The sequence below is a fragment of the Spirochaetota bacterium genome (genome assembly GCA_038043445.1).
Lineage (GTDB): Bacteria > Spirochaetota > Brachyspiria > Brachyspirales > JACRPF01 > JBBTBY01.
The window spans coordinates 1-21,263 of record JBBTBY010000107.1 but is presented as its reverse complement, the minus strand read 5'-3'; the positions used below and the strand labels follow the sequence as shown (position 1 = coordinate 21,263).

The following is a 21,263-nucleotide window of genomic DNA, read 5'->3' as shown; positions in this document are numbered from 1 at the left end:
ATGATGAAAGGTATGAGACAAGTCTCAGATGATGACTGATCGATCGGTCACAGTACGGTGTTGCGATAGGTCTTGGGCTGCATGCCGGTGATCTTCTTGAACATCCGCGAGAAATGGAATTCATCATAGAACCCGAGCGAGAGCGCTATCTCGTGGAAGGTCTTCTTCGGCGAGGATGCTATCATGGCGGATGCATTGCTGATCCGGCGGCGCAGCTGATATTCCTTGAGCGACATGCCGCATTCGCGGAGAAAGAGCCGCTTGAACGTGCTCACGCTGATATTGGCCTCTTCTGCGCACGAGCTCTCCGTCCTTGGTTCGCCGGGGTCCCTATCGATGCTCTCCCGAAGGGATGCGATGCGGGAGTGGCGCTCAGGGGACGTGTATTCCCTCGAGAGATCGATAAGCAATACGGCAAGGAGATGCGACAGCCGCCTGCGGGCGGAGTCAGCCGCAGCATCCGCACCGAGCATTATCTCTTCGAAATACGATGCAAGGCGTACATTCTTTGACCGGGTATGCCAGTTGAGAATAAGACCGTTCGATGAGAGGGATGTCCCGTCGGCATGGAGCGCAGCGAACGTTATCCTGACCGCTTCATACGGTGCCGATGGCAGGGGGTTATCGAATTCGTTCTTCGCCGCAAAGAGAACGATGTCCCCCGGCTCAACAGGGATGATCTCGTCTCCCCAGCACACCCGTCTTTCACCGGATACCTGCAAATAGAGGATATGCTGCGGCGGTATATGCGGTATATGCCAGTCGGAAAAATCGCTTCGGACGAAGCGATGCGCTGATATGATCTTACGATCGAACGGGGCGGTAAGTGATACGGACTTCATATGAGCTGATAGTACATGTTTTTTCCATATTTTCAATTCACCGGTAGTGATATCCATGGTATAGTAGATGTGAGTACGTATCACATCCGCGAGCAGCGCTGCGCTATCGTTACGATACGCGGCAAGGCAGGAGCGCTATGGCTGAACATCCAAACATCGTCCTTATCATGTGCGATCAGCTCCGCGCGTTCGAGGTCGGCTGCTACGGCAACGCCGTTATACGCACCCCCAATATGGACAGACTGGCCTCCGAGGGAGTGCGTTTTGAAACGGCTGTCACGAATTATCCGGTATGCATGGCCGCGCGTTCGGTAATGCTCTCCGGTCAGTATAATCGCACCTGTACCGGCGGCGTTGCGAACGTGAGCCATCCAAGCTGGCAGAAGGGCGATCACAATATGCCCGAGTATCCGGTGAACGGGCGTCCCCATCTCCCGTCGCCGACAATCGCCGAATTGCTGCGCGGGGTAGGATATCAGACCTCCGTTATCGGTAAATGGCATATCCATTCCTGGCCGCATGATATCGGTTTTGACAACTGGCTCATTCCGCGTGTACATCATGCGCATTCGGGGCAGCTTTTTACCGAGAATGGCGGAACGGAATTTTCGCCGCCCGGGTACAGCGTTGACTATGAAGCATCGCGCGTCGAGGCATTCCTGCGAGAGGAGCATGAAAAGCCGTTCTTCCTTTACTACAGCATATCCCCGCCGCATTGTCCGCTCAACGACGCCCCGGAGAAATATCTATCGATGTATGATCCGAAGGACATCCCGCTGCGTCCGAACGTGAATCTATCGATACCGCTCAAGGATCAGGAACATTGGTTCAAGGTATATCGATGGGATTATCGCTATTACAGCATGCATCTGCCGTACACCGAAGCGCTTCCGCCGGAGTACGATCTGCGACGTCTTATCGCCGATTATTACGGTCTGACATCCTGGGTGGACGACTGCCTCGGGCGCGTGCTTGCAGCGCTCGATGATACCGGACTTGCGGAGGACACTATCGTGGTGTTCACATCGGATCACGGGGATAATCTCGGGAGCCACGGTCTTGTACAGAAAGGCGGCCCCAACGAGGAATCGATACGCATACCGCTCATCATGCGCGGTCCCGACAGCTGCATGCGCGGCGGCGATGTGCGGTCGGATGTCGCAAGTCTTGTCGATATTGCGCCGACATTGCTCGCGCGAACGGGATGCCCCATCCCCGGACATTTTCACGGAGAGGACATCTTCTCGCCGCAGAGGGATTATGCGATAGTGGAGACCGGCGGCGGGCTGGAAATACGGTCGATGACGCATATGTATTATCTTCCGTATGCGGACACGCGTGTGCTGTCTGATTCGCCGCGGTCGTTCTACGATATGCGGAGCGACCCGTATCAGATACGGAACTTATGCGGCACGGATGAACAGCCGCAGGCGGTGCATGTGCTCGACAGGGCGCTGCGTCAATGGCATAAGGATACCCCTTGGATGAAGGAATCTTAATTTCTTGCCCGCAAAAAGTAATTATCGCCCGTACCTATTGCTGATACCTGGCAGAAAGCAGCTGTCACGCTGCCGTTGCGCACGGAGGACGAGGCGAAAGCGCGGTATTATCAGGAAAAAGAAGTAGCGCTCGCCGCGCTATGAACAATGCAGTACTTAGCCAACCAAGGGGGTCGAACCCTCGACCTACGCATTACGAATGCGTTGCTCTACCAACTGAGCTAGGTTGGCGAAAACCGAAGCGGCAGGCAGTATATCATGCAAAAAATTAATATCAAGCCGATGTTCGTCGTTCCTGAAGATGCCGCTCGCGGTAATGCATCGGAGAAAAGCGTGCGTGTTTCTTGAAGAAATTCGAGAAGTAGTACTCGTTGGAGAAGCCGAGCGCGCGCGCGATAGATCTGACCGACTCGTTCGAGCCGAGGAGGAGCGATACGCTTTTTTCCAGCACCAGTTTTTCCACATACTGCTTGAGGCGTATGCCCATATCCGTCTTGAACTGTGTCGAAAGATAGTAGTCCGATGCCCCCGCGCGTCGAGAGAGTTCCCGTATCGAGAGCTTGATCGAGAGATGCTCACGGATATAGCTGATAAGTTCGCGGTATTTCCCGAACACGGCAAGCCGGTCGGTATCGATGCTGGCGCGGCAGCGGTCAAGATACGATGTGACCGCATTGACCGAGGCGCTCCAGAGCGACAGCGCGTCGACAGCGGTGACAGATGCGTCCTTTGCTGACCCGTATCGGGGAAGCGCGGAGACGGGGATGATCCTCTTTTCGCGGACGAAGAGCGTTACCTCTTCCGCGGCGAACACGAAAACATTGAAGTCGATCCAGAATTTGCTCACCTGCTTCGCGCTGGCGGTGAAGGGCATGCCGGCCGGTATGAAATAGGTCCTGCCGGCAGAGAGCTGATACGTCGCGGTCGCGGCCTTTACGGATATGGAGCCCGAGCGTATCGCCCAGATGCGGGCGACATCGGTGCGTTCACGGTAATAATCATTCCAGTTCCAGGATGCATCGAGCACTGCATTGCCGGCCGATGAAAGCTTAAATGACATGCGTTTCACCTCTTCGGTGAGGCGGCGGTCGATGTCGGCGTGCATCATGCGTTCAGTATATCGCTCATGCGCCGTTCATGCAAACGCAGCGCGTGAAATACAGAATGCATACGTGCGCCCAAGTGCTTATTGACAGCGCGGGCGCATCGTTCTATACTGCTCCGACAAGGAGCCTGCTATGCCGTGGTGGTTCAATATCTTCCTCAAAATGTTCTTCCTTCTCACTCCGTTCTTCGTGCTCTCGTCGTTCATATCCATGACCGATGGTTTCACACCATCGCGCCGTCGTATCACCGCGATAAAGATGGGCGTCGCCATTGCTGCAATATGTTTTGTGCTCTTCTGGTTCGGCGGTGTCATCTTCAATGTGTTCGGCATTACGCTCGATTCGTTCCGCGTCGGCACCGGTGTATTGCTCATACTGTCGGCGATATCGCTCGTGCGCGGCGGCGCTGACGCGAAAAAGGATAACAAAGGTGAAATATCGGTAGTGCCGCTTGCGATACCGATAGCGGTCGGTCCCGGCACCATCGGCGCCGTCATGGTCTACAGCACCGAACTAGAGACATTCCAGGATAAATTCCTTGCGCTCACGGCAATACTCGCGGCAGCGCTTCTTACGGGTTTATTCTGTCTCCTTTCCGAGGCGATACGGAAAGTGCTCGGCGTCAACGGGCTTGCCGTGCTCTCAAAGCTCACCGGCCTTGTCATCGCGGCGCTCGCAGCGCAATTCATCCTCGGCGGCGTGAAAGGATATCTCGGCCTCTGACAGGCGATCTTAATCCGTATCTTTGTCGGTAAAGAATCTCGCCCATACGGGAAAATGATCGGACACTTCCTTCGCCGGCATGGCGAGGCGATAGATAATATCAAAACGGAACACGCCGGCCTTCCCGCTCCAGTCCTCGACGGTATATTTTTTAAGGAAGATGATCCTGTCATACGTGCGTTCGCTTTCGGCTATGGTCGTATCCATGTCGTCGGTTATTGACCAGCAGAAGCGCTCATCCCGGATGCCGGTTGTCGTCTTCTCGCTGAAATACGTCCCGTCAGCGTTCAGGTCACCGAGAACGATGATGTCCTTATTCGTTGCGTGACGCGTCGTTCCGGCAATGACACGGATGAGCCCGTCGATCTCGCGCTCCGCGTCGGTGGGCTTCGTGTGAACGATGATGAGCGTGAAGGTGAAAATCCCAGCGGCAAAATGCCCGATATACGGCGGGCGTTCATAGACATCGTTCGTATCGCGGTATACCGATGCGCCGGAGCATTGCACGATGTTCGTGCGATAGACGAACGCATATTGCTCCTTGCTCACCGAGCGTCCGAGCCTGTCGCTTATAACGTATCGGTAGCGCGTGTCGCGCGTATGCACGCGTTCCATGAGCCGCGGCATCGCCTCACCGGAGCTGTCGCGTATTTCCTGCACCGCGATGACATCGAAATTCGTTACGATGTCCGCGAGCACCTCAAGGACATCCGCTTTCTTCGATTTCGCATCGCCGAATATCTGTATGTTGAAAGCGCCGATGGTCATCTCATTGCTTCCCGCAACAAGCATCGCCGCTGAGAGGAACGATATGACGAAGCTCTGCATCGAGGGGTGCATGCGACAAGTCTCGATAGCTGCTGCCGAACGGCGTGCCGGATTTCCGTTGCTTTTATTCATATTTCCGCAGGACTATCGTACATGCATTCAGTATATGTATTGTGCATAAAAAAGAAAGCAGGGGGCCGCCGATGACATCATCGTATGCAGCAGCGCCGACGAAGGATAGAATTCTCAGGAACGGCAAACCGTATTTCTACCTCGCCGACACCGTATGGAGCGCCTTCACCAAAGCGCCGATGCCGGTATCGTTCGTCGACGGAAAGACCGTGTTCGGCATGCCCGCCTATAATGCCGACGCGCTCATCATCATCCATCGATAGACAATTTCACGTAAATATTCATGGAAATAGCGCAAAGACATTTTCCCGTATCGATGATACTATAAGCATCATAGCGGGAGCGTTCCATGAGCAGTGAAAAAATACTTATCGGCATCGATATCGGCGGTACGAAATGCGCCGTCGTCATCGGTACGGCGGATCCCCCGCTCACAGCCTCTCGCGGACGCACGCGTTCGTCCGCTCAGATCACCGTCATTGACAGAACAGCGTTCCCGACCGAGGCCGCAAAGGGGCCGAAGAAGGCCATCGCCCGTATCATATCCGCCGTACAGGCCATGCTCGTGAAACACAGCGTTGACCGCGCTGCATGCAGAGGCATCGGCATCAGTTCCGGCGGTCCGCTCGACAGTGACCGCGGTGTGATACTCTCGCCGCCGAATCTCCCCGGATGGGACAATGTGCGCATCGTCGATATCATGAAAAAAGAATTCGCCGTGCCCGTACGCCTTGAGAACGATGCGAACGCCTGTGCGCTCGCCGAGCATCGTTATGGCGCGGGTGTCGGATCGAAGAACATGATATTTCTCACCTTCGGCACCGGTCTCGGGGCGGGGCTGATACTCGACGGAACACTCTACGGCGGTACCAACGGCATGGCTGGCGAGGCGGGTCATATTCGGCTCGCAGAGCACGGCCCCGTCGGTTACGGCAAGGCCGGTTCATTCGAAGGGTTTTGCAGCGGCGGCGGGATAGCACAGCTCGCGCGCGACAGGGTGCTTGAACGCACGCAGCGGGGTGCCGATCCGGGGATACTCGGCACTGTTCCCGTTTCGGATATAACGGCCAGGGATGTCGCAGCGGCCGCCGTCCGCGGGGATGTTCTTGCGAAAAAGGTGCTCGAGATATCAGGCGAGCTCCTCGGGCGCGGGTTATCCATCCTCATCGATGTTCTCAATCCCGATACGATAGTCATCGGCAGTGTGTACGCCCGCGGTGAGCGCTTCATCCGTCCGTCGATGATGAAGTCGCTTGCACTCGAATCGCTCGCGCGTTCGCGCGCGGTATGCCGCATTGTCCCGGCGCAGCTGGGGGAAGCGATCGGCGATATCGCGGCGCTGGAATTGGCGCGCATGGCGTCGTTATCGAATGGGTGATCGAGGCCGTCGCGTAAAGAGAGAACAAGGTGGGTATGACCCTTCTCAGCGATCCTGATGACGTTGTTTTTTTCAAGACGGTATGGTGATCGGTTAACAATATTTTCGCGACAGCCTGCGTCCGGCGATTGAATTGTTTTTTCGATGCCTGTATAATCGGTCCACCTTTCCAAGGAGGCCGATATGCCGGGTTACGAAGAGACGCTCGTCAAAGCCGTCTGGCTCATGATACACATCGATGACAGCGCCGGCGGTACCAATAAGATCGAGCTTGAAGTACTCGACAGGCTCGGTTCGGTGGAGAATATACCCGCAGGCATGAAAGATGAGGCGATGAAAGCCGCTGAGTCATTGATGATGACGGGGAAGAATGCGTTGAGGGACCATGTTGCCGAACTCCTTACGACGGAGCGCTACGGCAGGAAATGCCGGGCGATAGCGTGGATGAAACGGGCGGCGCTTGCATACAAGGGCGTGAATCACGATGAGGAAGCGCTCCTTGACTTCATGCGAGGCCGTTTCTCCATCGATTGGGGCGATGTGACCGATTACGATGCGATGATAGCGAAGGAAGTCAGCGGACAGAAGCGATAACGTACGTACAACATACGAAGGAGTTCCGATGAAAGCAGCAGCATTTATTTTTCCCGGGCAGGGAGCGCAGAAGCCGGGCATGGGGAAGGACATCTATGAGGCATATCCCGATGCGCGGGAGATATTCGATGCCGCGGGAAAAGCTGCGGGCATTGACGTGAAGTCGCTCTGCTTCGAAGGCAGCGAGGACGATCTTAAGAAGACCGAGAATACACAGCCGTGCATAGTCACCGTGAGCGTTGCCGCGTGGCGCGTGCTCATAGAGAAAGGGTTTACCGTTTCCGCAGCAGCCGGGCACAGCCTCGGCGAATTCGCCGCACTCGTTGCCGGCGGATATCTTTCGTTCGCGGATGCCGTGAAAGCGGTGCGCGAGCGCGGGCTTATCATGGCAGGCGCGGATAAAGAGGGGAAGGGCGCGATGGCCGCCGTGCTTGGACTGTCGTCAGCTGATGTCGCTGCGATATGCGACGAGACCCCCGGTGTCGTGGTCGCGAACTATAATGATCCGGGCCAGACCGTCATTTCCGGTGAACGCGCCGCGGTGGAAGCCGCCGGTGCGAAGGCGAAGGACAGAGGCGCAAAGCGCGTCGTTCCCCTTGCCGTAAGCGGGGCTTTCCATTCGCCGCTCATGACCGAGGCATCGAAGGATTTCGCCTCCGTGCTCGAAAAGATGACCTTTACGGAAGGGAAGGCACCGGTATTCTCCAATGTCACCGCGAAAGTGCATGTGTTCGCCGAGATCCGTACGAGAATGGCCGAGCAGATGTACTCATCCGTGCGATGGGTCGAATCAATGGCAGCCCTTGCCGCGATGAAACCTGCCATGTGTATCGAAGCGGGGCCAAATAAAGTGCTCGCCGGGCTCATGAAAAAATGCGCAGCGGATGTGGCGGTGCAGAACGCCGGGACGGCGGCGGAAATAGAGGCGGTGGCTTCTCAGGGATGATCTTTTCCATCCCGCAGTGCTTGACTTTCAGCGAGCGGGTACGTAAATTATAAATACTGTTTGTCCTATTCGGCATGCTTTTGAGGCGGCTCTTGTTCAGTTCTCACCACCGCCGGTGGAGGTATGCATGGAGATCGTCGATATAAAAATGCCACTGACAATGGCAACGCTCCCGGACATCATGGAGGAGCGTATCAGCCGCGTTACATACGATAAGGACGTGGTGGTCAGGCTTTCCGGGGATGTGGACCTCCTTGGGCTGCAGGTGCTTATGACGATGCGCAAGCAGGCCGAGCGAAATAAGGTCGGTTTTTCCGTTGAGGGATTGCCCGAGCGCTATAAGCGATATTTCCCGAAAAAGGCGGGAGCGCCCGCCGTATAAAAAGGAATGGTATGAGCTATACCTGTGCGTGGTGCGGAAAACCCGTGCCGGAAGAGACCGATGCCGCGACCACCGATACCTGCGAGGAATGCGAGGACTTTTTCGAAGAGCATACCGACGATATAACGGATACGCTCAATAAGCTTCTCGATGACAATGAGGCTGCAAGCCCGAAGAGCCCTGCTGAGCGGAAAAAATCCGCATGGGTGAGCTATTCGCTCATCAGCGCCGTGCACATGTTCGCGGGAGAGCCGACGAAAGAGTTCAAGGACAGTAAGTTCGTTAAGGATCTCTAGGGCTTCGCCTACATCGTCACCGGATCGCGGAAACGCGTCAATTCCTTCAGGAACATGAGCTTCACATCGCCGAGCGCGCCGTTACGGTGCTTTGCGACGACGACCTCGACACTGTTGTCATCCGGTGCGGCGGCCTCTTCGGTATTATTCCTGTCGTAGTAGCGGTCGCTGTGGAGGAACATGACCACGTCGGCGTCCTGTTCGATGGCTCCCGATTCGCGGAGGTCGGAGAGCTTCGGGCGTTTATCCTCGGTGCGTTTTTCAACGTCGCGGTTCAACTGTGAGAGCGCGATGACGGGGACGGAGAGTTCCTTGGCAAGCGATTTGAGCCCCCGCGACATGTCGGCCACCGCCTGTTCGCGGCTTTCCCCGCGTTTGGACGGCGGCGGCGAAATGAGCTGCAGATAATCGACGATGATGAGCTTGAGCGCCACGGGCTTGCCGGTGGTGCGGGCTATGTCGCGGAATTTCGCCTCCATCTGACGCGCCTTGCCGCGTATCTCCATGATGGACAGCGGATTGGAATCGTCGATGAAGATATTGCTTTCGTGGAGCGTATTGAGCGCGGTGCCGATCTTCGCCCAGTCGTGATGGGCCATTTCCCCGCGGCGGATCTTCGAGAGCGATACGAGCGATTTCGAGCTGATGAGACGTTCTGCTATCTGGCTTTTGTTCATTTCGAGCGAGAATATCCCGATGCCGAAGTTCGATGTTTCCGGTACGGTGGCGACGTTCTCTGCGATATTGAGCGCGAACGATGTTTTTCCCATGGACGGGCGCGCGGCGAGTATGATGAGATCGGACGGCTGGAAACCGCCGAGCAGTCTGTCAAGTTCGCGGTAGCCCGACGGCACGCCGGTCACATGCGCCTTCAGTTTCGAGCGGTCCTCGATGGCTTTGAGCGTGGAGACGAGCAGGTCCTTCACGCTTGAGAAATCATTGGTCAAGCGCTCTTTGGTCACATTGAAAACGAGGCGTTCCGCCTCATCGGCTATCTGTTTTACATTCTCTTCGGGCGCCTCAAAGCAGAGGTTCTGGATATTGTATGAGGCGGTGATAAGCTCGCGCAGGAGCGCTTTCCCGGATATGATGTCGGCATAGTATTCGGCGTTGCGCGTTATCGGGGATACATCGACGAGGCGCTGGAGGAAACCCATGTCGTTGCCCACGACCATATCGGCGATATTGTTCTCCGCGAGGTAGCGCAGCACCGTTTCGATATGCACCTGAATGTTCTTCTCGTGCATGGCGGTGAGCGTTCGGAAGAGAAGACGATGACGTTCGATGTAGAATGAACCTTCGTGGAGCTTGGAAATGACGGCGTAGAATGCTTCGGGGTTCTGTATCATCGCACCGAGAACGGATTCCTCCGCCTCGACGGAATGCGGCGGGACTTTCGTCAGGAGCGTTCCCTCAGACATTGAGTCCCCCATACTGCGGCGCGTACTACTGCGCGAAATTACTCTTTCGCTACCCAGATCTTGACGTCGGCGTATACTCCGGTGTACACCTTCACGCGCACCGTGAACGCACCGAGCGATTTGATATGATCGGAAAGTTCGACATCGCGCTTCTGAACGGGAAAGCCCGCTTTTACGAGCGCATCGGCTACCGTCTGCGATGAGACCGAGCCGTACATCTTTTCATTCTCGCCGACCTTGACCGGGATGTTTATCGTCGTTGCCTCGAGTTTTTCCTTCGTGCCGGACGCGTCGATGGTCCGCGTAGCCTTTTTCTTCTCGATGTTCTTCTGGAGCGCCTTGAGCGACCTGAGGTTCGCATCGGTGGCCGGCATGGCGATGCTTCTCGGGAAGAGATAGTTACGCGCATAGCCGTTCTTGACCTTGCAGATATCGCCTTCGTATCCGAGCAGCGGATAATCCTGTCTGAGTATGACTTCCATCGGTGATCTCCTGTATCCGCTCAGCGTTTCGAGAACTGAAAGCTTTTGCGGGCGCTTTTATGTCCGTATTTCTTGCGCTCGACCTCGCGCGGATCGCGGGTGAGAAAGCCGTTTTTCTTGAGCGCCGTGCGGTTCTCGGCGTCGAGCGTGAGGAGCGCGCGGGATATGCCGTGCCTGAGCGCTTCCGCCTGGGCATGAAGGCCGCCGCCAGAGATGTTCGCGGTCACGTCGACCTTGCCGACCGTGCTCGTCACGATGAGGGGCATGCGAAGCGCGTTGATGATGGTCTCGCGCCCGTTGAAATAATCCTCGACCTCGCGGTCGTTGACGATTATCTTGCCGGCGCCGCTTTTCATCCGTACACGCGCTATGGCCGATTTGCGTTTTCCCACATGGATGGCGATCTGCTTGCTCATTGCGTTCTCCTTACACTTCAAGCCGCTCGGGCTTGTGCGCGGTATGCGGATGTGAATCGCCCGCGTATACTTTCAGTTTCTTTATTATCTTGCGTCCGAGCGCATTATGCGAGATCATGCCCCAGACCGCACGTTCGATGACGAAGGCGGGTTTCTTGCGCATGAGATCGCCATACGATGTCTCTTTCATGCCGCCGGCGAACCCGCTGTGCTTGTGATAGAATTTATCGGTAAGCTTCTTGCCGGTCATCTTCACCTTGCCGGCATTGATGACGACGACATAATCGCCGCCGTCTGCGTTCCAGATATACGTGGGTTTGTTCTTGCCCTTGAGCACATGGGCGATGCGGCTGGCAAGCCTTCCGAGCGTCTTCCCGTCGGCGTCAACGAGATACCAGCGATGGGCCATATGCTCCGCGGCGGGTACGAATGTGTCTTTCATTGCAGTGACCTTAACCTTATGTACAACGTCTTATACGACGGTGTTCTCTGGGGTAATGAGGTGAGGATTTTATACGATGGTACGGAAAATGTCAAGCGCCGGGACGCTCCGGCAAGGCATTGTCACGGCAGGGGACAGAAACCCGCAATTTGACATAATATACCCGACCATTTATACTGGGGGCATGCGTTCGGGCGGAGCATCCTGTGATCGAAGCAAAAATAGTCAATCTGGCCATTACCGATAAGGGCTTTGTCATCATACTCAAGCCCAAGGGCCACGAAAAGGTCATACCCATTTTTGTCGGTGCGCTCGAATCGCAGTCGATATCGATAGTGCTCCTCGGGCTTACGCAGCCGCGTCCGCTCTCACATGATCTCTTCAGGAACGTGCTGGAGAGCTTCAATGTCCGTATCGAACAGGTCATCGTCGATGATCTGCGCAATGATACCTTCTATGCGAAAATGGTGCTTACGCAGGGCAATGAAACGCTGCGTATCGATGCGCGGCCGTCGGATGCCATTGCCATGGCGCTTCGGACAAAATCGCCGATATTCGTCGAGGAAAAGGTCATAGAAGCGGCAGGTATTTTCCTTGACGACAAGATGCTCAAGGACGCTATATCGCCGGTGGCCAGAAAGGACGATGCGCCGCCGTTCGGTGAAAGCGGTGTCGCTGCCGGAGAGGGCCCCGTGCCCGCGGTCGATGCGGTGAAACGCGCTGCCGACCCGGTGAGCACGAAGACGAAGAAAGAGCAGTTGACCGCCATGCTTGAGGACGCGGTGCGCGAGGAGCGCTACGAGGACGCGGCACTGCTCCGCGACGAGCTCGGGAAACTCTCCGTCATCGAATAACGCTACGGCCCCGCGTACTACTCTCTGCAAGGAACCGATACATGCCGCACGATACGTATTCCACGCCGCTCTCGGAACGCTATGCGTCAAAGGCGATGCTCTCCGTCTTTTCCGATGATTTCAAATTCACGACGTGGCGCAGGCTCTGGATTGCGCTCGCTGAAGAGGAGAAAACGCTCGGGCTTCCGATAACCGATGCGCAGATAGCGGCAATGAAGGCGCATATCACGGATATCGATTATGAGTATGCCGCCGCGAAGGAAAAGGAACTCCGTCACGATGTGATGGCGCATATCCATACCTACGGCAAGGCCGCCCCGGAAGCGGCACCGATCATCCATCTCGGCGCTACGAGCGCGTACGTCGGCGATAATACCGATCTCATACAGATGCGTGAGGCGTTCACCATCGTACTCGGGAAACTGTACCATGTCATCCGGTCGCTCATGGAGGCGGCGCGTGCGGCGAAGGATATATCTACGCTTGCGTTCACTCATTTTCAGCCGGCGCAGCCGACGACGGTGGGCAAGCGCATAACGCTCTGGGTGCAGGACCTTGTCGATGATTTTCTGGAGATGCAGGAATGCGTTTCATCGATGCGCTTCCGCGGCGTGAAGGGCACGACCGGCACGCAGGCGAGCTTTCTCGCGCTCTTTAACGGTGATCATGAGAAGGTGAAGGCGCTCGACCGGGCGGTGACATCGCGTTTCGGTTTTCCCTCGAGCTACGCCGTCACCGGACAGACCTATCCGCGTCGCTTCGACAGCAAGGCGGGAAAAGCCCTTTCGCTCCTCGCCGAGGACGCGCATAAGATAGCCACTGATATACGGCTTCTGCAGAGCATGAAGGAAGTGGAAGAGCCTTTCGAATCGACGCAGGTGGGCTCATCCGCCATGGCCTATAAACGCAATCCCATGCGGAGCGAACGCATCTGTTCGCTTGCGCGTTTCATTATCGGCTGTTCGCACTCGCTGGAGATGACCGCCGCAACACAGTGGTTCGAGCGTACGCTCGACGACTCTGCCAACAAACGTCTTGCCGTCCCGCAGATGTTCCTCGCTGCGGACGCCATCGTCATCATCCTTGAGAACATCGCGCGCGGGCTTGTCATCAATAAGAAAGTGATAGAGCGCAATCTCATGCGCGAACTGCCGTTCATGGCCACGGAGAACATCCTCATGGCTGCGGTGGCGAAGGGCGCCGACAGGCAGAAGGTGCATGAGCGCATACGCGAGCTTTCACAGCGGGCGGGGAATGAAGTGAAGCAGGAAGGGAAGGAGAACCGTCTTATAGAGTATATCGCGGCGGACAGGGAGATAGGTCTTTCGCAGAAGGATATCGATGCGGTGATGGACCTCCCGAATTTCACCGGACGCGCGGCGGCGCAGGTGGACGATTTTCATCGCGATGTGGTCGCTCCGTTCCTGGAACGCTTCACGGGTATGCAGGGGCGCGCGGACGGCGAGCTGAAAGTGTGATAAGGGATTTTCACATACGATTCGAACCCCGTGACATGGAGCATCGCTTTTTTTTCGACAGGGCCGGTGAATGTCCATGTATTTCGCGCTTTTGTCTATGTAAAATCGATACGGCCGTCCCTATATTTGTTCTCGTTCATCAGTAAGATCTCCAAGGAGTCAATGATATGGGTCGAGTGAAAGTTGCGGTCATCGGTATCGGGAACATGGGCGGACCGCATGTGCGGGATATCTCCACCATGGATGATCTCTCGCTTGTCGGCGTCTGTGATATCGACAAGGCGAAGGCGGATAAGGTCGCCGCGGAGTATAAGACGACGGCGTATTATGATCACAGGACGCTCCTTGAAAAAAGCGGCGCCGAAGCGATCGTTATCGCCACGCCGCACTACGATCATACGACGATAACGATCGATGCGTTCGCCCGCGGCGTGCACGTACTGGTGGAAAAGCCCATCGCCGTGCATGTCAACGATGCGAAGAAAATGATCGCCGCATGGGAAGAGGCTAAAAAGAAAGACCCGAAGATCGTCTTCTCTGCCATGTTCATGCAGCGCACGTACGGTTTCTGGCAGAAGATCAAGTCGCTCATCGACGGCGGCGATCTCGGCAAACTCCAGCGCGCATCGTGGATAATCACCGACTGGTACCGCACGCAGCAGTACTACGATTCGGGCGGATGGCGCGCGACATGGGCGGGGGAGGGCGGCGGCGTTCTCATGAACCAGTGTCCGCACAATCTCGACCTCTATCAGTGGTTCTTCGGCGTTCCCGACCGGATCACCGGTTTTGTGGCACTGGGGAAGTATCACACTATCGAAGTGGAAGATGAAGTGACCGCATATTTCGAGTACAAGAACGGCATGGTCGGCCATTTCGTCACGACGACGGCGGAGGCGCCGGGAACGAACCGTCTTGAGATAGCCGGCGAGAACGGCAAGCTCGTCTATGAGAACGGCAAGATGACGTTCGTGCAGAACCGTACGCCGGTGTTCAAGCACCTGAAGGAATGCCAGAGCGGGTTCGACCGGCCGGAGTCGTGGACGATAGATATTCCGTATAAGCATCACGGGCAGCCGGGGCATCGTATCATTATGGATAATTTCGCCAATGCGATACTCAAGGGTGAAAAGCTCCTTGCGCCGGCGGAGCAGGGCATCAATTCGGTCATGATGAACAATGCGATAATGCTCTCGTCGTTCGAGAAACGGACCATCGATCTCCCCATGTCGGGGGATGCGTTCGAATCGAAGCTGAAAGACCTTATCAAAGGCTCGAAGTTCAAGAAGGAAGTGAAGGCGACCGGCACCGTCGCGAACATGGCGAATTCGTTCTAAAATAAAATACACTGGAGAAGAACATGAAGATCCCGTCAACAAAGATCGCATTGCAATGCTACTCGATACGTGACTATCTCAAAACACCTGAGGATATGGAGAAGACGTTCAAGAAAGTGAAGGAGATCGGTTACGAAGCTGTACAGCTTTCCGGTCTGGGGGAGATAGAGCCCCGGCGTCTGAAAGATATGCTCGATAAGAACGGGCTCTATTGCTGCGCATCGCACGACGGCATACCGGCGCTCACGGAGAAATTCGATGAGACGGTGAAGAAGCTCAAAACGCTGGAATGCCCGTTCACCGCTATCGGACATCCCGGCGGGGCCTATTGGAGCGCCGACGGCATAAAGCAACTTGCAAAAGTGCTCAACGACATCGGCAAACGGCTCCTCGACAACGGCATACGCTTCGGCTATCACAATCACAAGGTCGAGTTCGAGAAATTCACCGACAAGGTATTCCTGGAAGAGATCTACGCGCAGACTGATCCGAAATATCTCATGGGCGAAATAGATACGTTCTGGGTACAGCATGGCGGTTCCGACCCCGCGCTCTGGATACGCAAGCTCAAAGGCCGGATGAAAGAGGTCCATTTCAAGGACATGACCATTCGCAAGGACCAGGTCATCATGGCCGAGATCGGCGAAGGCAATCTCAACTGGAAAGAGATCATCAAGGCATGCGAAGAGATCGATGCGCGCTGGTATATCATCGAGCAGGATAAATGCGAACGCGATCCGCTTGAGTCCTCGAAGATATCGCTTGAGAATCTTCGGAAGATGGGCGTGAAGTAGCGGATGTCATTCACTTTCGCCCGACACCAGCCCGCACGAGGAGAAAAGCGGCCATCGGCTTGACGATACGCTCGAATGTTCCGGCATCGAATACGTGATGGGACTCGGGGTCGAGGAGCAGTATCACGTTCGTATTGCCCGATCGTTTCATCGTCTCCGCCATAAGGACCGCCTGCCGAGCCGGTACGGCCTCGTCTTTCCCGCCCTGCGCGATGAGCGTAGGGCAAGCGATGCGGCCGGCGACATAGAGCGGAGAGCGTATCTTCCAAGCGTCGGGGTTCTCTTCGGGCGTACCGCCGACATAGATCGAACAGGCGATGAGTTTTTCGAGCGACGGCGTTGTGCCGACGTTCTCTTTCCAGTATTTATAGCAGTCGGCGAATTCAATAGGCGCGCCGAACGTTGCGATCGCTTTTATCTCCGGGCTGCGCGCGGCGGCAAGAAAAGCGATGGCGCCGCCGTGACTGTATCCCCACATGACGATGCGTTCGCTGTCGATAGAGGGGAGTGTCTTTGCGTACACGATCGCGTTCAGTACATCGTCCACTTCGCCCGCGGCAAGTTCGTGTTTTCCCGCCGAGCCGGCAACGCCGCGATAATCGGAAGCGATCGCCACGAGACCGAAAGCGGTAAAAATATCCATGAACCCGCCGACGCTCGATGCCGGATCAAATCCGCCGTGATTGATGATGACCACGGGGAACGGGCCGCTTCCTTCCGGCTTGCTCATCAATCCGGTGATCCTGAGATCTCCGCTCATGTAGGAGATAGGGATCTTTTTTATTGCGGCGGGTGCGCCGAATACGCATAGACACTGCACCGTGAGCGAGACTATCATGCATGATCGTATTGTTTTTATAAAAAACATATGCTGTATCCTTATTGCCGATATCTGCGGCGGAAATTATCGATATCCCTCTATAAGCTTTGCATACTCGTCCAGTGTCGCATACTTGCCGCTGAAAAGCTCGGGTTCGAATGCCCAGATGACATACGGTCCGCCGAACTGGTTCACATAGCGGGCGTTGGGTATAGTCTCGAGCCATTTCGGCGCGTACTGAAAACCGAGATCGAGCATCGGTTCGATGCCTTGTCCCCTGAATGCGGCTATTTTCGCCCGCACCGAAGCAAGATAGGCACGGTCGATCTCTCCGCGTTTCGGTTCGCCGCGATTCCATCCGACATTGATGACGGCGACACTGAGGCCGGCGGCGGATGTTCTCGCTGCATTCGTTATGTCCATTTGGCAGGCGCCGTAGAGATATTTCCTTTGCTCTCCGTTCGATGCATACGCGGCGAGCACCATTCCTGCGGCAATGAAAATGTTCTTCATGCGGTCGCTCCGTGGTATATATTATCGAGATCGTTCGATCGCGTTACGATAATCGTCAATCGTCGCGTATCGCTTGTCCTTATCATACAACTGAAAGTCGAACGCCCACATGAAGAAGGCGAGGCCGAACCGGCGGACACGCGCGAATGAGAGCTGCATGCCGCGGACATCATCGTTGCCTTCGTTCTCGCCGCCGACAAGGAGGGGCGGGTTGTGCGCTGCCGCGCATGATGCAAGATAATGGATAGGGCTCCAGGCGACAGGATCGTCGCCGTCGTCGCGTACAATATCGTTCGTCATCGGCCACGGAGAAGCGGCGTTCACGCAGGTGCCGCATACGATGACCTTCTCGTCGGTGATTGCTGTAATGAATCGCGAGAAATCGTATCCCTTGTGGGTCTGTTCATATTGTTCTGCGAAGCTCGTTCCGTCGAGATCGCACGCTGCCGCATCCGCCAACTGCCCGGGACGTATGCCCCAGTTCGCATAGAGCGCGATGCAGTAGCCGCTGAAGGAACGGCGCACCGCTGCGATCTGAAAATTCTGATACTGCGCAAGCGAATCGAGATACCATTCAAGGAAGAGCGTTGCATTCGAATGTCCGTCGCTCGGTGTTCCCGGCAGCCATCCCGGCACGGGGCATGGTTTTATCCCGGCTGCCAGCCCGCCGGTTCTGCCCTGCGCGATGGGATCGAACCCCCAATAGCAGTTCTTCTTTCCATTGTAGCCTTTCCACGCGTAATGGAGCTCGGAATAATGTCCCCAGCCGATGCGTATGCCGAAGAAATTCGTGCCGAGGTCGGTGAAGATACGCGCGATATACGATAACTGAGCCTCGCGAACCGCTTGATTGAACACACCGTTCACCGCGTTCAATCCCGGTTTATTCGTGATAGTGAACGCATCACCGTATTGGTTCACATAGCGGCTGTGCGGGACATCGAATATCCACACGGGCGGAAAGTGCATGCCGGGGTCGAGTACGACATGCATGCCAGCGGTGCGAAACATTTCGATACGGGAGCGTACCTCCGCGACATACGCTTCATTGACACGTTCTTGCTCGGGAAAAAAACGTCCCCATGACAGGGATATCGTCGCCAATCGAACGCCGGCGCGATGATCCTCGTCGATGTGTTTCGTATCGCTTATGAGCGTGCCGAAAATGGTATTGGTTGTCCGTGCTGTGAGCGGCGTACTGAGCACAAGAGCGGCGCACAGGATCATCCTGCAGATACAGCACGCCGACGATGCACGTATTTTTGTTGTTCCTCGTACGATCTCTTTTTGCGGCTTCATCAACAGCTCCCGGGCATCGGCTCATGTGCGAGGTTGGGACCCATGGGATAGTATCATACAAGTGCTTGACTGGCAACTCGTTCGCATTATACTGTAAATCCTGCCGGGATCCATTGAAGATAATGATCGATGTACGGAGTGTGCGATGGAACGTGTATTCAAAATGATCGGGATCGCGATTGCGTGTATCGCCGCAGTGCTGATCCTGGCTGTCGGCGCGCTTGCGTTCATGATGAAGGATATGCGCGCCGGGGCATCGGCCGCGATAACTGACGGCGTGTACTGCATCAAGGGTGCGCGGGTGAACTGTTATGCCGTTTCGGCGAAGACGGGCTTTATCCTTGTGGACGCGGGCGACAGCCTCGATGCGATGAAAGCATCGCTCACCGCATTGCAGATAGACCCGTCACGGGTAGCATCGGTATTTCTTACACATTCCGACGGCGATCATACCGCGGGATTACCGCTTTTCCCAAACGCACGCGTGTACCTTTCACACGAGGAGAACGATCTTGTCACGGGAAAGAAGCTCCGTCACCTGTTTTTTTTCTCACGGACCAATCATATTCCCGCGCCGGTGTATTCGCTTGTCAGCGACGGCGAGGTGGCAGTGGTCGGCGGGACATCCGTCCGCGCAATGAGCACGCCGGGGCATACGCCCGGTTCGTATTCCTATCTCATCGATGGGAAATATCTTTTCACCGGGGATTCGGTCATACTCATCGGCGGGCATATGAAGGCCATGGGGAAACCGTTCACTGAGGATGCAGCGCTCAATGAACGGACAGTCGCCGCGTTGAAAACGCTTACTGATGTCGCCGTGCTCGGGACCGCACATACGGGTTATACGACCAACTGGGATTCTGCACGGCGATGAGCGGCCGTTTTTTCATCGGCAGGACCATGCGAGCGCTGGCGGTGTTCTGTACCTTCGGTGTCATCTCCGCTCTTTCCGCAGCGGAGCATCCAAAAATATTCTTCAAGTACAGCTATGCGTTCGACAGCGTTGTGTGCAAGGATGCGATCAAGAGCGCCGAAGTGACCGAGCTTGTCGAAATGCTGCCCGTGCTTCAGGCCTCCTGGGACAGACAGCAGACCGCCTTGTTCGATGCGACGGCCCGCATTGTCGGGAAGCCGTTCCGCAGGAAGGAAGAGACGGCGGTGCTCTATCTCTGCCGTGACATCCCTGCTATGGCGACACCGCTCCTTATCTGGGGGCATCCGTTCCTCAAAACGGTGCGAGGGAACGCTGCTCTCGACAGAACGATGATCGGGCCTATCGTATTCCATGAGGTGCTGCATCTGTACGTGAATGAGATCCTTGAAAAGAGAAGCACGCCGCTGCTTGATGAAAATGCAAAAGAATCGGCCCTCGTCCGTGCGCATCTGCACTCGTTCGCCATTGAGCATGAAGTGTTCATGACGCTCGACCCGTCGGGGAAAACGCTGCGGACGGTGCGAAAAATGGATGAGAGCTACGGCACCGACTATGTGCGTGCGTGGTCGATAGTAACGAATAGAGGTGCGGCCCCGTTCATAAAGGAATTGCACGAACGTTAAGCTGCGCCGCTTTTTGTGCAATGACCGTTTCAGCGGCGATAACGTGCCGGGCTGACGCCCATGCGCTGCTTAAAAAGCCGTGAAAAATGATACGGGTCCTTGAACCCGAATTCACGGGCGATGGCCCGTATCGTACCGGCGCCCATACGGATAAGCGCAGCCGTTTCCCTGATGCGAAGCGTGATAAGATATTGCCGCGGTGATTTGCCGACCGCTTTCGTGAAGAGCCGGGAGAGATGGAACGATGAAAGTGCGTGATCGCGGAGCGCATCGCGTACCTTGAAGTCGGCATCGTGCACATGCGCGGTGAGCTCGCGCTTAAGCGTTTCTACCGACGGGTGATGGCGCGGGAGATGCTCGTCCGCCACGATCCCCATGATGAGCGCATCGAGCATGCTGTCGCAGAATTCCCGATGTTCTACGCCGCGGCTGAACTCCGAGCAGAGGATATCCGCTATCCTCGAAAGGGGGGCGTGCGCAGGCTCCTGCATGATGATCGGCGTGCGCGGAGCGTCCATCCTCTGGAATTGTATCCATATGCTCCGGTATTTTTCGCCGTTGTCGTTGTGCTCATGGCCGGGAGGGATGCATACCACCGTCCCGGCGGAAAAAGGATGCGATACACCCTCGATGACGGAGGTGCCGCTGCCTTCGAGATACACGACGATCTCCCATTCATCATGCTGATGCATGGGCGTGTGCATGCGGGGGAGTATCCGCCCGATGGCGATGAGGTTCGACATGACGTTATTATATCCGCGTGGGGTGATGTGTCAATTTTCATCATCAATACAGCATATTTCCTCATTTACACCGGGACGTTCCTGTGCTACACTCTCGATACGCGGAGGTGCTGTATGATACGACCCATCATCGTCCTGATACTCGCGGGCATGCTTGCTGCCGAGCCGTCATTCATAGGGACATCGCTGTTCGATAAGTCGTTCACGGAGACATTCATCACCGCAGGCGACGGTATAAGCATTGTCGAAGTGACGGGGCAGCCGTTCACGAAGGCGTTCCGCGCGAGCGTGCCGGCGGCCACGAAGCAGCCCTGGGATGTGTCCATCGAAGCGTTCGTGCCGGTTGCGCTCAAGCAGAAAAGCCTTGTCCTCACGTTCTTTCTCCGCGCGAACACCGAGAAGTCGGACGGCAAGGAAGGATATGTCATCGTAAAGATA

At 55.9% G+C, this 21,263-nt stretch carries 26 protein-coding genes and 1 tRNA gene; 15 read left to right on the top strand and 12 right to left on the bottom strand.

All coding sequences use genetic code 11. The features are described from left to right. Positions 1-47 precede the first annotated feature (47 nt). Entirely contained in the window at positions 48-842 is a 795-nt protein-coding gene (locus AABZ39_15210; GenBank protein MEK6796127.1) for an AraC family transcriptional regulator, read from the bottom strand. A gap of 137 nt (positions 843-979) precedes the next feature. Between AABZ39_15210 and AABZ39_15205 the strand changes: the two genes are divergently transcribed. Next, positions 980-2,341, top strand: a complete 1,362-nt coding sequence (locus tag AABZ39_15205) for a sulfatase-like hydrolase/transferase (GenBank protein ID MEK6796126.1) — start codon at positions 980-982, stop codon at positions 2,339-2,341. Between the two features lie 158 nt (positions 2,342-2,499). Here the strand turns inward: AABZ39_15205 and AABZ39_15200 are convergent. Both AABZ39_15200 and AABZ39_15195 read right to left on the bottom strand, forming a co-directional pair. Then, positions 2,500-2,572: transfer RNA gene (locus AABZ39_15200), tRNA-Thr, on the bottom strand. Positions 2,573-2,615: 43 nt separating this feature from the next. Then, on the bottom strand, positions 2,616-3,449 hold the full coding sequence (locus AABZ39_15195; protein MEK6796125.1) for an AraC family transcriptional regulator: 834 nt from the start codon (positions 3,447-3,449) through the stop codon (positions 2,616-2,618). 130 nt (positions 3,450-3,579) lie between these two features. Here AABZ39_15195 and AABZ39_15190 point away from each other — a divergent pair, with 130 nt between their 5' ends. Beyond that, the gene (locus tag AABZ39_15190; GenBank protein ID MEK6796124.1) at positions 3,580-4,170 is read left to right on the top strand and encodes a MarC family protein; all 591 of its coding nucleotides are present in this window, start codon (positions 3,580-3,582) and stop codon (positions 4,168-4,170) included. 9 nt (positions 4,171-4,179) lie between these two features. On the opposite strand, the gene AABZ39_15185 is transcribed toward AABZ39_15190, so the two are convergent. After that, entirely contained in the window at positions 4,180-5,070 is an 891-nt protein-coding gene (locus AABZ39_15185; GenBank protein ID MEK6796123.1) for an endonuclease/exonuclease/phosphatase family protein, read from the bottom strand. A gap of 71 nt (positions 5,071-5,141) precedes the next feature. Between AABZ39_15185 and AABZ39_15180 the strand changes: the two genes are divergently transcribed. From AABZ39_15180 to AABZ39_15155, 6 genes are all read left to right on the top strand, one after another. Beyond that, entirely contained in the window at positions 5,142-5,333 is a 192-nt protein-coding gene (locus AABZ39_15180) for a hypothetical protein (GenBank protein ID MEK6796122.1), read from the top strand. 86 nt (positions 5,334-5,419) lie between these two features. Further along, on the top strand, positions 5,420-6,448 hold the full coding sequence (locus AABZ39_15175) for an ROK family protein (protein ID MEK6796121.1): 1,029 nt from the start codon (positions 5,420-5,422) through the stop codon (positions 6,446-6,448). Between the two features lie 183 nt (positions 6,449-6,631). After that, entirely contained in the window at positions 6,632-7,042 is a 411-nt protein-coding gene (locus tag AABZ39_15170; protein MEK6796120.1) for a hypothetical protein, read from the top strand. Positions 7,043-7,070: 28 nt separating this feature from the next. After that, positions 7,071-7,988 carry an ACP S-malonyltransferase gene (fabD, locus tag AABZ39_15165; protein ID MEK6796119.1) on the top strand — a complete coding sequence of 306 codons (918 nt, stop codon included), beginning with the start codon at positions 7,071-7,073 and terminating at the stop codon, positions 7,986-7,988. 127 nt (positions 7,989-8,115) lie between these two features. Then, the gene (locus tag AABZ39_15160) at positions 8,116-8,370 is read left to right on the top strand and encodes an STAS domain-containing protein (protein MEK6796118.1); all 255 of its coding nucleotides are present in this window, start codon (positions 8,116-8,118) and stop codon (positions 8,368-8,370) included. Positions 8,371-8,381: 11 nt separating this feature from the next. Next, a complete protein-coding gene (locus AABZ39_15155) occupies positions 8,382-8,666 on the top strand; it encodes a hypothetical protein (GenBank protein ID MEK6796117.1) in 285 nt (94 codons plus the stop codon). Positions 8,667-8,674: 8 nt separating this feature from the next. Here AABZ39_15155 and dnaB read toward each other — a convergent pair whose 3' ends face one another. Genes dnaB through rplM form a run of 4 tightly spaced genes read right to left on the bottom strand, consistent with a single transcriptional unit; the run spans position 8,675 to position 11,427 of the window. Continuing rightward, positions 8,675-10,087 carry a replicative DNA helicase gene (dnaB, locus tag AABZ39_15150; GenBank protein ID MEK6796116.1) on the bottom strand — a complete coding sequence of 471 codons (1,413 nt, stop codon included), beginning with the start codon at positions 10,085-10,087 and terminating at the stop codon, positions 8,675-8,677. 38 nt (positions 10,088-10,125) lie between these two features. Then, entirely contained in the window at positions 10,126-10,569 is a 444-nt protein-coding gene (gene rplI, locus AABZ39_15145; protein MEK6796115.1) for a 50S ribosomal protein L9, read from the bottom strand. Between the two features lie 20 nt (positions 10,570-10,589). Further along, complete coding sequence (rpsI, locus tag AABZ39_15140; GenBank protein ID MEK6796114.1) at positions 10,590-10,985, bottom strand: 30S ribosomal protein S9; 396 nt, start codon at positions 10,983-10,985, stop codon at positions 10,590-10,592. A 10-nt stretch (positions 10,986-10,995) separates the two neighbouring features. Next, positions 10,996-11,427, bottom strand: coding sequence for a 50S ribosomal protein L13 (gene rplM / locus AABZ39_15135; GenBank protein MEK6796113.1), 432 nt, complete (start codon positions 11,425-11,427; stop codon positions 10,996-10,998). 206 nt (positions 11,428-11,633) lie between these two features. On the opposite strand from rplM, the gene AABZ39_15130 reads away from it, so the two are divergent. The 4 genes from AABZ39_15130 (at position 11,634) to AABZ39_15115 (ending at position 15,890) form a co-directional block, all read left to right on the top strand. Continuing rightward, the gene (locus tag AABZ39_15130) at positions 11,634-12,281 is read left to right on the top strand and encodes a bifunctional nuclease family protein (protein ID MEK6796112.1); all 648 of its coding nucleotides are present in this window, start codon (positions 11,634-11,636) and stop codon (positions 12,279-12,281) included. Between the two features lie 41 nt (positions 12,282-12,322). Then, positions 12,323-13,759: an adenylosuccinate lyase gene (gene purB, locus AABZ39_15125; protein MEK6796111.1), complete on the top strand. Its 1,437-nt coding sequence runs from the start codon at positions 12,323-12,325 to the stop codon at positions 13,757-13,759. Positions 13,760-13,926: 167 nt separating this feature from the next. Then, the gene (locus AABZ39_15120; protein ID MEK6796110.1) at positions 13,927-15,096 is read left to right on the top strand and encodes a Gfo/Idh/MocA family oxidoreductase; all 1,170 of its coding nucleotides are present in this window, start codon (positions 13,927-13,929) and stop codon (positions 15,094-15,096) included. A gap of 23 nt (positions 15,097-15,119) precedes the next feature. Beyond that, positions 15,120-15,890: a sugar phosphate isomerase/epimerase gene (locus tag AABZ39_15115; GenBank protein MEK6796109.1), complete on the top strand. Its 771-nt coding sequence runs from the start codon at positions 15,120-15,122 to the stop codon at positions 15,888-15,890. A gap of 10 nt (positions 15,891-15,900) precedes the next feature. Here the strand turns inward: AABZ39_15115 and AABZ39_15110 are convergent, their stop codons facing one another. The 3 genes from AABZ39_15110 to AABZ39_15100 are packed head-to-tail and all read right to left on the bottom strand — an operon-like array spanning position 15,901 to position 18,522. Next, positions 15,901-16,758: an alpha/beta fold hydrolase gene (locus AABZ39_15110; GenBank protein ID MEK6796108.1), complete on the bottom strand. Its 858-nt coding sequence runs from the start codon at positions 16,756-16,758 to the stop codon at positions 15,901-15,903. Positions 16,759-16,794: 36 nt separating this feature from the next. Beyond that, positions 16,795-17,223, bottom strand: coding sequence for a hypothetical protein (locus AABZ39_15105; protein MEK6796107.1), 429 nt, complete (start codon positions 17,221-17,223; stop codon positions 16,795-16,797). A gap of 21 nt (positions 17,224-17,244) precedes the next feature. Next, the gene (locus AABZ39_15100; protein MEK6796106.1) at positions 17,245-18,522 is read right to left on the bottom strand and encodes a hypothetical protein; all 1,278 of its coding nucleotides are present in this window, start codon (positions 18,520-18,522) and stop codon (positions 17,245-17,247) included. Between the two features lie 145 nt (positions 18,523-18,667). Here AABZ39_15100 and AABZ39_15095 point away from each other — a divergent pair, with 145 nt between their 5' ends. Next, positions 18,668-19,399: an MBL fold metallo-hydrolase gene (locus tag AABZ39_15095; protein ID MEK6796105.1), complete on the top strand. Its 732-nt coding sequence runs from the start codon at positions 18,668-18,670 to the stop codon at positions 19,397-19,399. Continuing rightward, positions 19,396-20,082, top strand: coding sequence for a hypothetical protein (locus tag AABZ39_15090; protein MEK6796104.1), 687 nt, complete (start codon positions 19,396-19,398; stop codon positions 20,080-20,082). Before AABZ39_15095 ends, AABZ39_15090 begins: the two co-directional genes overlap by 4 nt. Before the next feature lie 29 nt (positions 20,083-20,111). Here the strand turns inward: AABZ39_15090 and AABZ39_15085 are convergent, their stop codons facing one another. After that, a complete protein-coding gene (locus tag AABZ39_15085) occupies positions 20,112-20,825 on the bottom strand; it encodes an AraC family transcriptional regulator (GenBank protein ID MEK6796103.1) in 714 nt (237 codons plus the stop codon). Positions 20,826-20,939: 114 nt separating this feature from the next. On the opposite strand from AABZ39_15085, the gene AABZ39_15080 reads away from it, so the two are divergent. Further along, positions 20,940-21,263, top strand: a 324-nt coding sequence (locus AABZ39_15080) for a hypothetical protein (GenBank protein MEK6796102.1), incomplete at its 3' end; no start/stop codon positions are given.

Excerpts from the sequence above, each read along its gene's own strand:
- AABZ39_15210 (MEK6796127.1), bottom strand. The coding sequence starts at position 842 with ATGAAGTCCGTATCACTTACCGCCCCGTTCGATCGTAAGATCATATCA.
- AABZ39_15205 (MEK6796126.1), top strand. The coding sequence starts at position 980 with ATGGCTGAACATCCAAACATCGTCCTTATCATGTGCGATCAGCTCCGC.
- AABZ39_15195 (MEK6796125.1), bottom strand. The coding sequence starts at position 3,449 with ATGATGCACGCCGACATCGACCGCCGCCTCACCGAAGAGGTGAAACGC.
- AABZ39_15190 (MEK6796124.1), top strand. The coding sequence starts at position 3,580 with ATGCCGTGGTGGTTCAATATCTTCCTCAAAATGTTCTTCCTTCTCACT.
- AABZ39_15185 (MEK6796123.1), bottom strand. The coding sequence starts at position 5,070 with ATGAATAAAAGCAACGGAAATCCGGCACGCCGTTCGGCAGCAGCTATC.
- AABZ39_15180 (MEK6796122.1), top strand. The coding sequence starts at position 5,142 with ATGACATCATCGTATGCAGCAGCGCCGACGAAGGATAGAATTCTCAGG.
- AABZ39_15175 (MEK6796121.1), top strand. The coding sequence starts at position 5,420 with ATGAGCAGTGAAAAAATACTTATCGGCATCGATATCGGCGGTACGAAA.
- AABZ39_15170 (MEK6796120.1), top strand. The coding sequence starts at position 6,632 with ATGCCGGGTTACGAAGAGACGCTCGTCAAAGCCGTCTGGCTCATGATA.
- fabD (MEK6796119.1), top strand. The coding sequence starts at position 7,071 with ATGAAAGCAGCAGCATTTATTTTTCCCGGGCAGGGAGCGCAGAAGCCG.
- AABZ39_15160 (MEK6796118.1), top strand. The coding sequence starts at position 8,116 with ATGGAGATCGTCGATATAAAAATGCCACTGACAATGGCAACGCTCCCG.
- AABZ39_15155 (MEK6796117.1), top strand. The coding sequence starts at position 8,382 with ATGAGCTATACCTGTGCGTGGTGCGGAAAACCCGTGCCGGAAGAGACC.
- dnaB (MEK6796116.1), bottom strand. The coding sequence starts at position 10,087 with ATGTCTGAGGGAACGCTCCTGACGAAAGTCCCGCCGCATTCCGTCGAG.
- rplI (MEK6796115.1), bottom strand. The coding sequence starts at position 10,569 with ATGGAAGTCATACTCAGACAGGATTATCCGCTGCTCGGATACGAAGGC.
- rpsI (MEK6796114.1), bottom strand. The coding sequence starts at position 10,985 with ATGAGCAAGCAGATCGCCATCCATGTGGGAAAACGCAAATCGGCCATA.
- rplM (MEK6796113.1), bottom strand. The coding sequence starts at position 11,427 with ATGAAAGACACATTCGTACCCGCCGCGGAGCATATGGCCCATCGCTGG.
- purB (MEK6796111.1), top strand. The coding sequence starts at position 12,323 with ATGCCGCACGATACGTATTCCACGCCGCTCTCGGAACGCTATGCGTCA.
- AABZ39_15120 (MEK6796110.1), top strand. The coding sequence starts at position 13,927 with ATGGGTCGAGTGAAAGTTGCGGTCATCGGTATCGGGAACATGGGCGGA.
- AABZ39_15115 (MEK6796109.1), top strand. The coding sequence starts at position 15,120 with ATGAAGATCCCGTCAACAAAGATCGCATTGCAATGCTACTCGATACGT.
- AABZ39_15110 (MEK6796108.1), bottom strand. The coding sequence starts at position 16,758 with ATGTTTTTTATAAAAACAATACGATCATGCATGATAGTCTCGCTCACG.
- AABZ39_15105 (MEK6796107.1), bottom strand. The coding sequence starts at position 17,223 with ATGAAGAACATTTTCATTGCCGCAGGAATGGTGCTCGCCGCGTATGCA.
- AABZ39_15100 (MEK6796106.1), bottom strand. The coding sequence starts at position 18,522 with ATGAAGCCGCAAAAAGAGATCGTACGAGGAACAACAAAAATACGTGCA.
- AABZ39_15095 (MEK6796105.1), top strand. The coding sequence starts at position 18,668 with ATGGAACGTGTATTCAAAATGATCGGGATCGCGATTGCGTGTATCGCC.
- AABZ39_15090 (MEK6796104.1), top strand. The coding sequence starts at position 19,396 with ATGAGCGGCCGTTTTTTCATCGGCAGGACCATGCGAGCGCTGGCGGTG.
- AABZ39_15085 (MEK6796103.1), bottom strand. The coding sequence starts at position 20,825 with ATGTCGAACCTCATCGCCATCGGGCGGATACTCCCCCGCATGCACACG.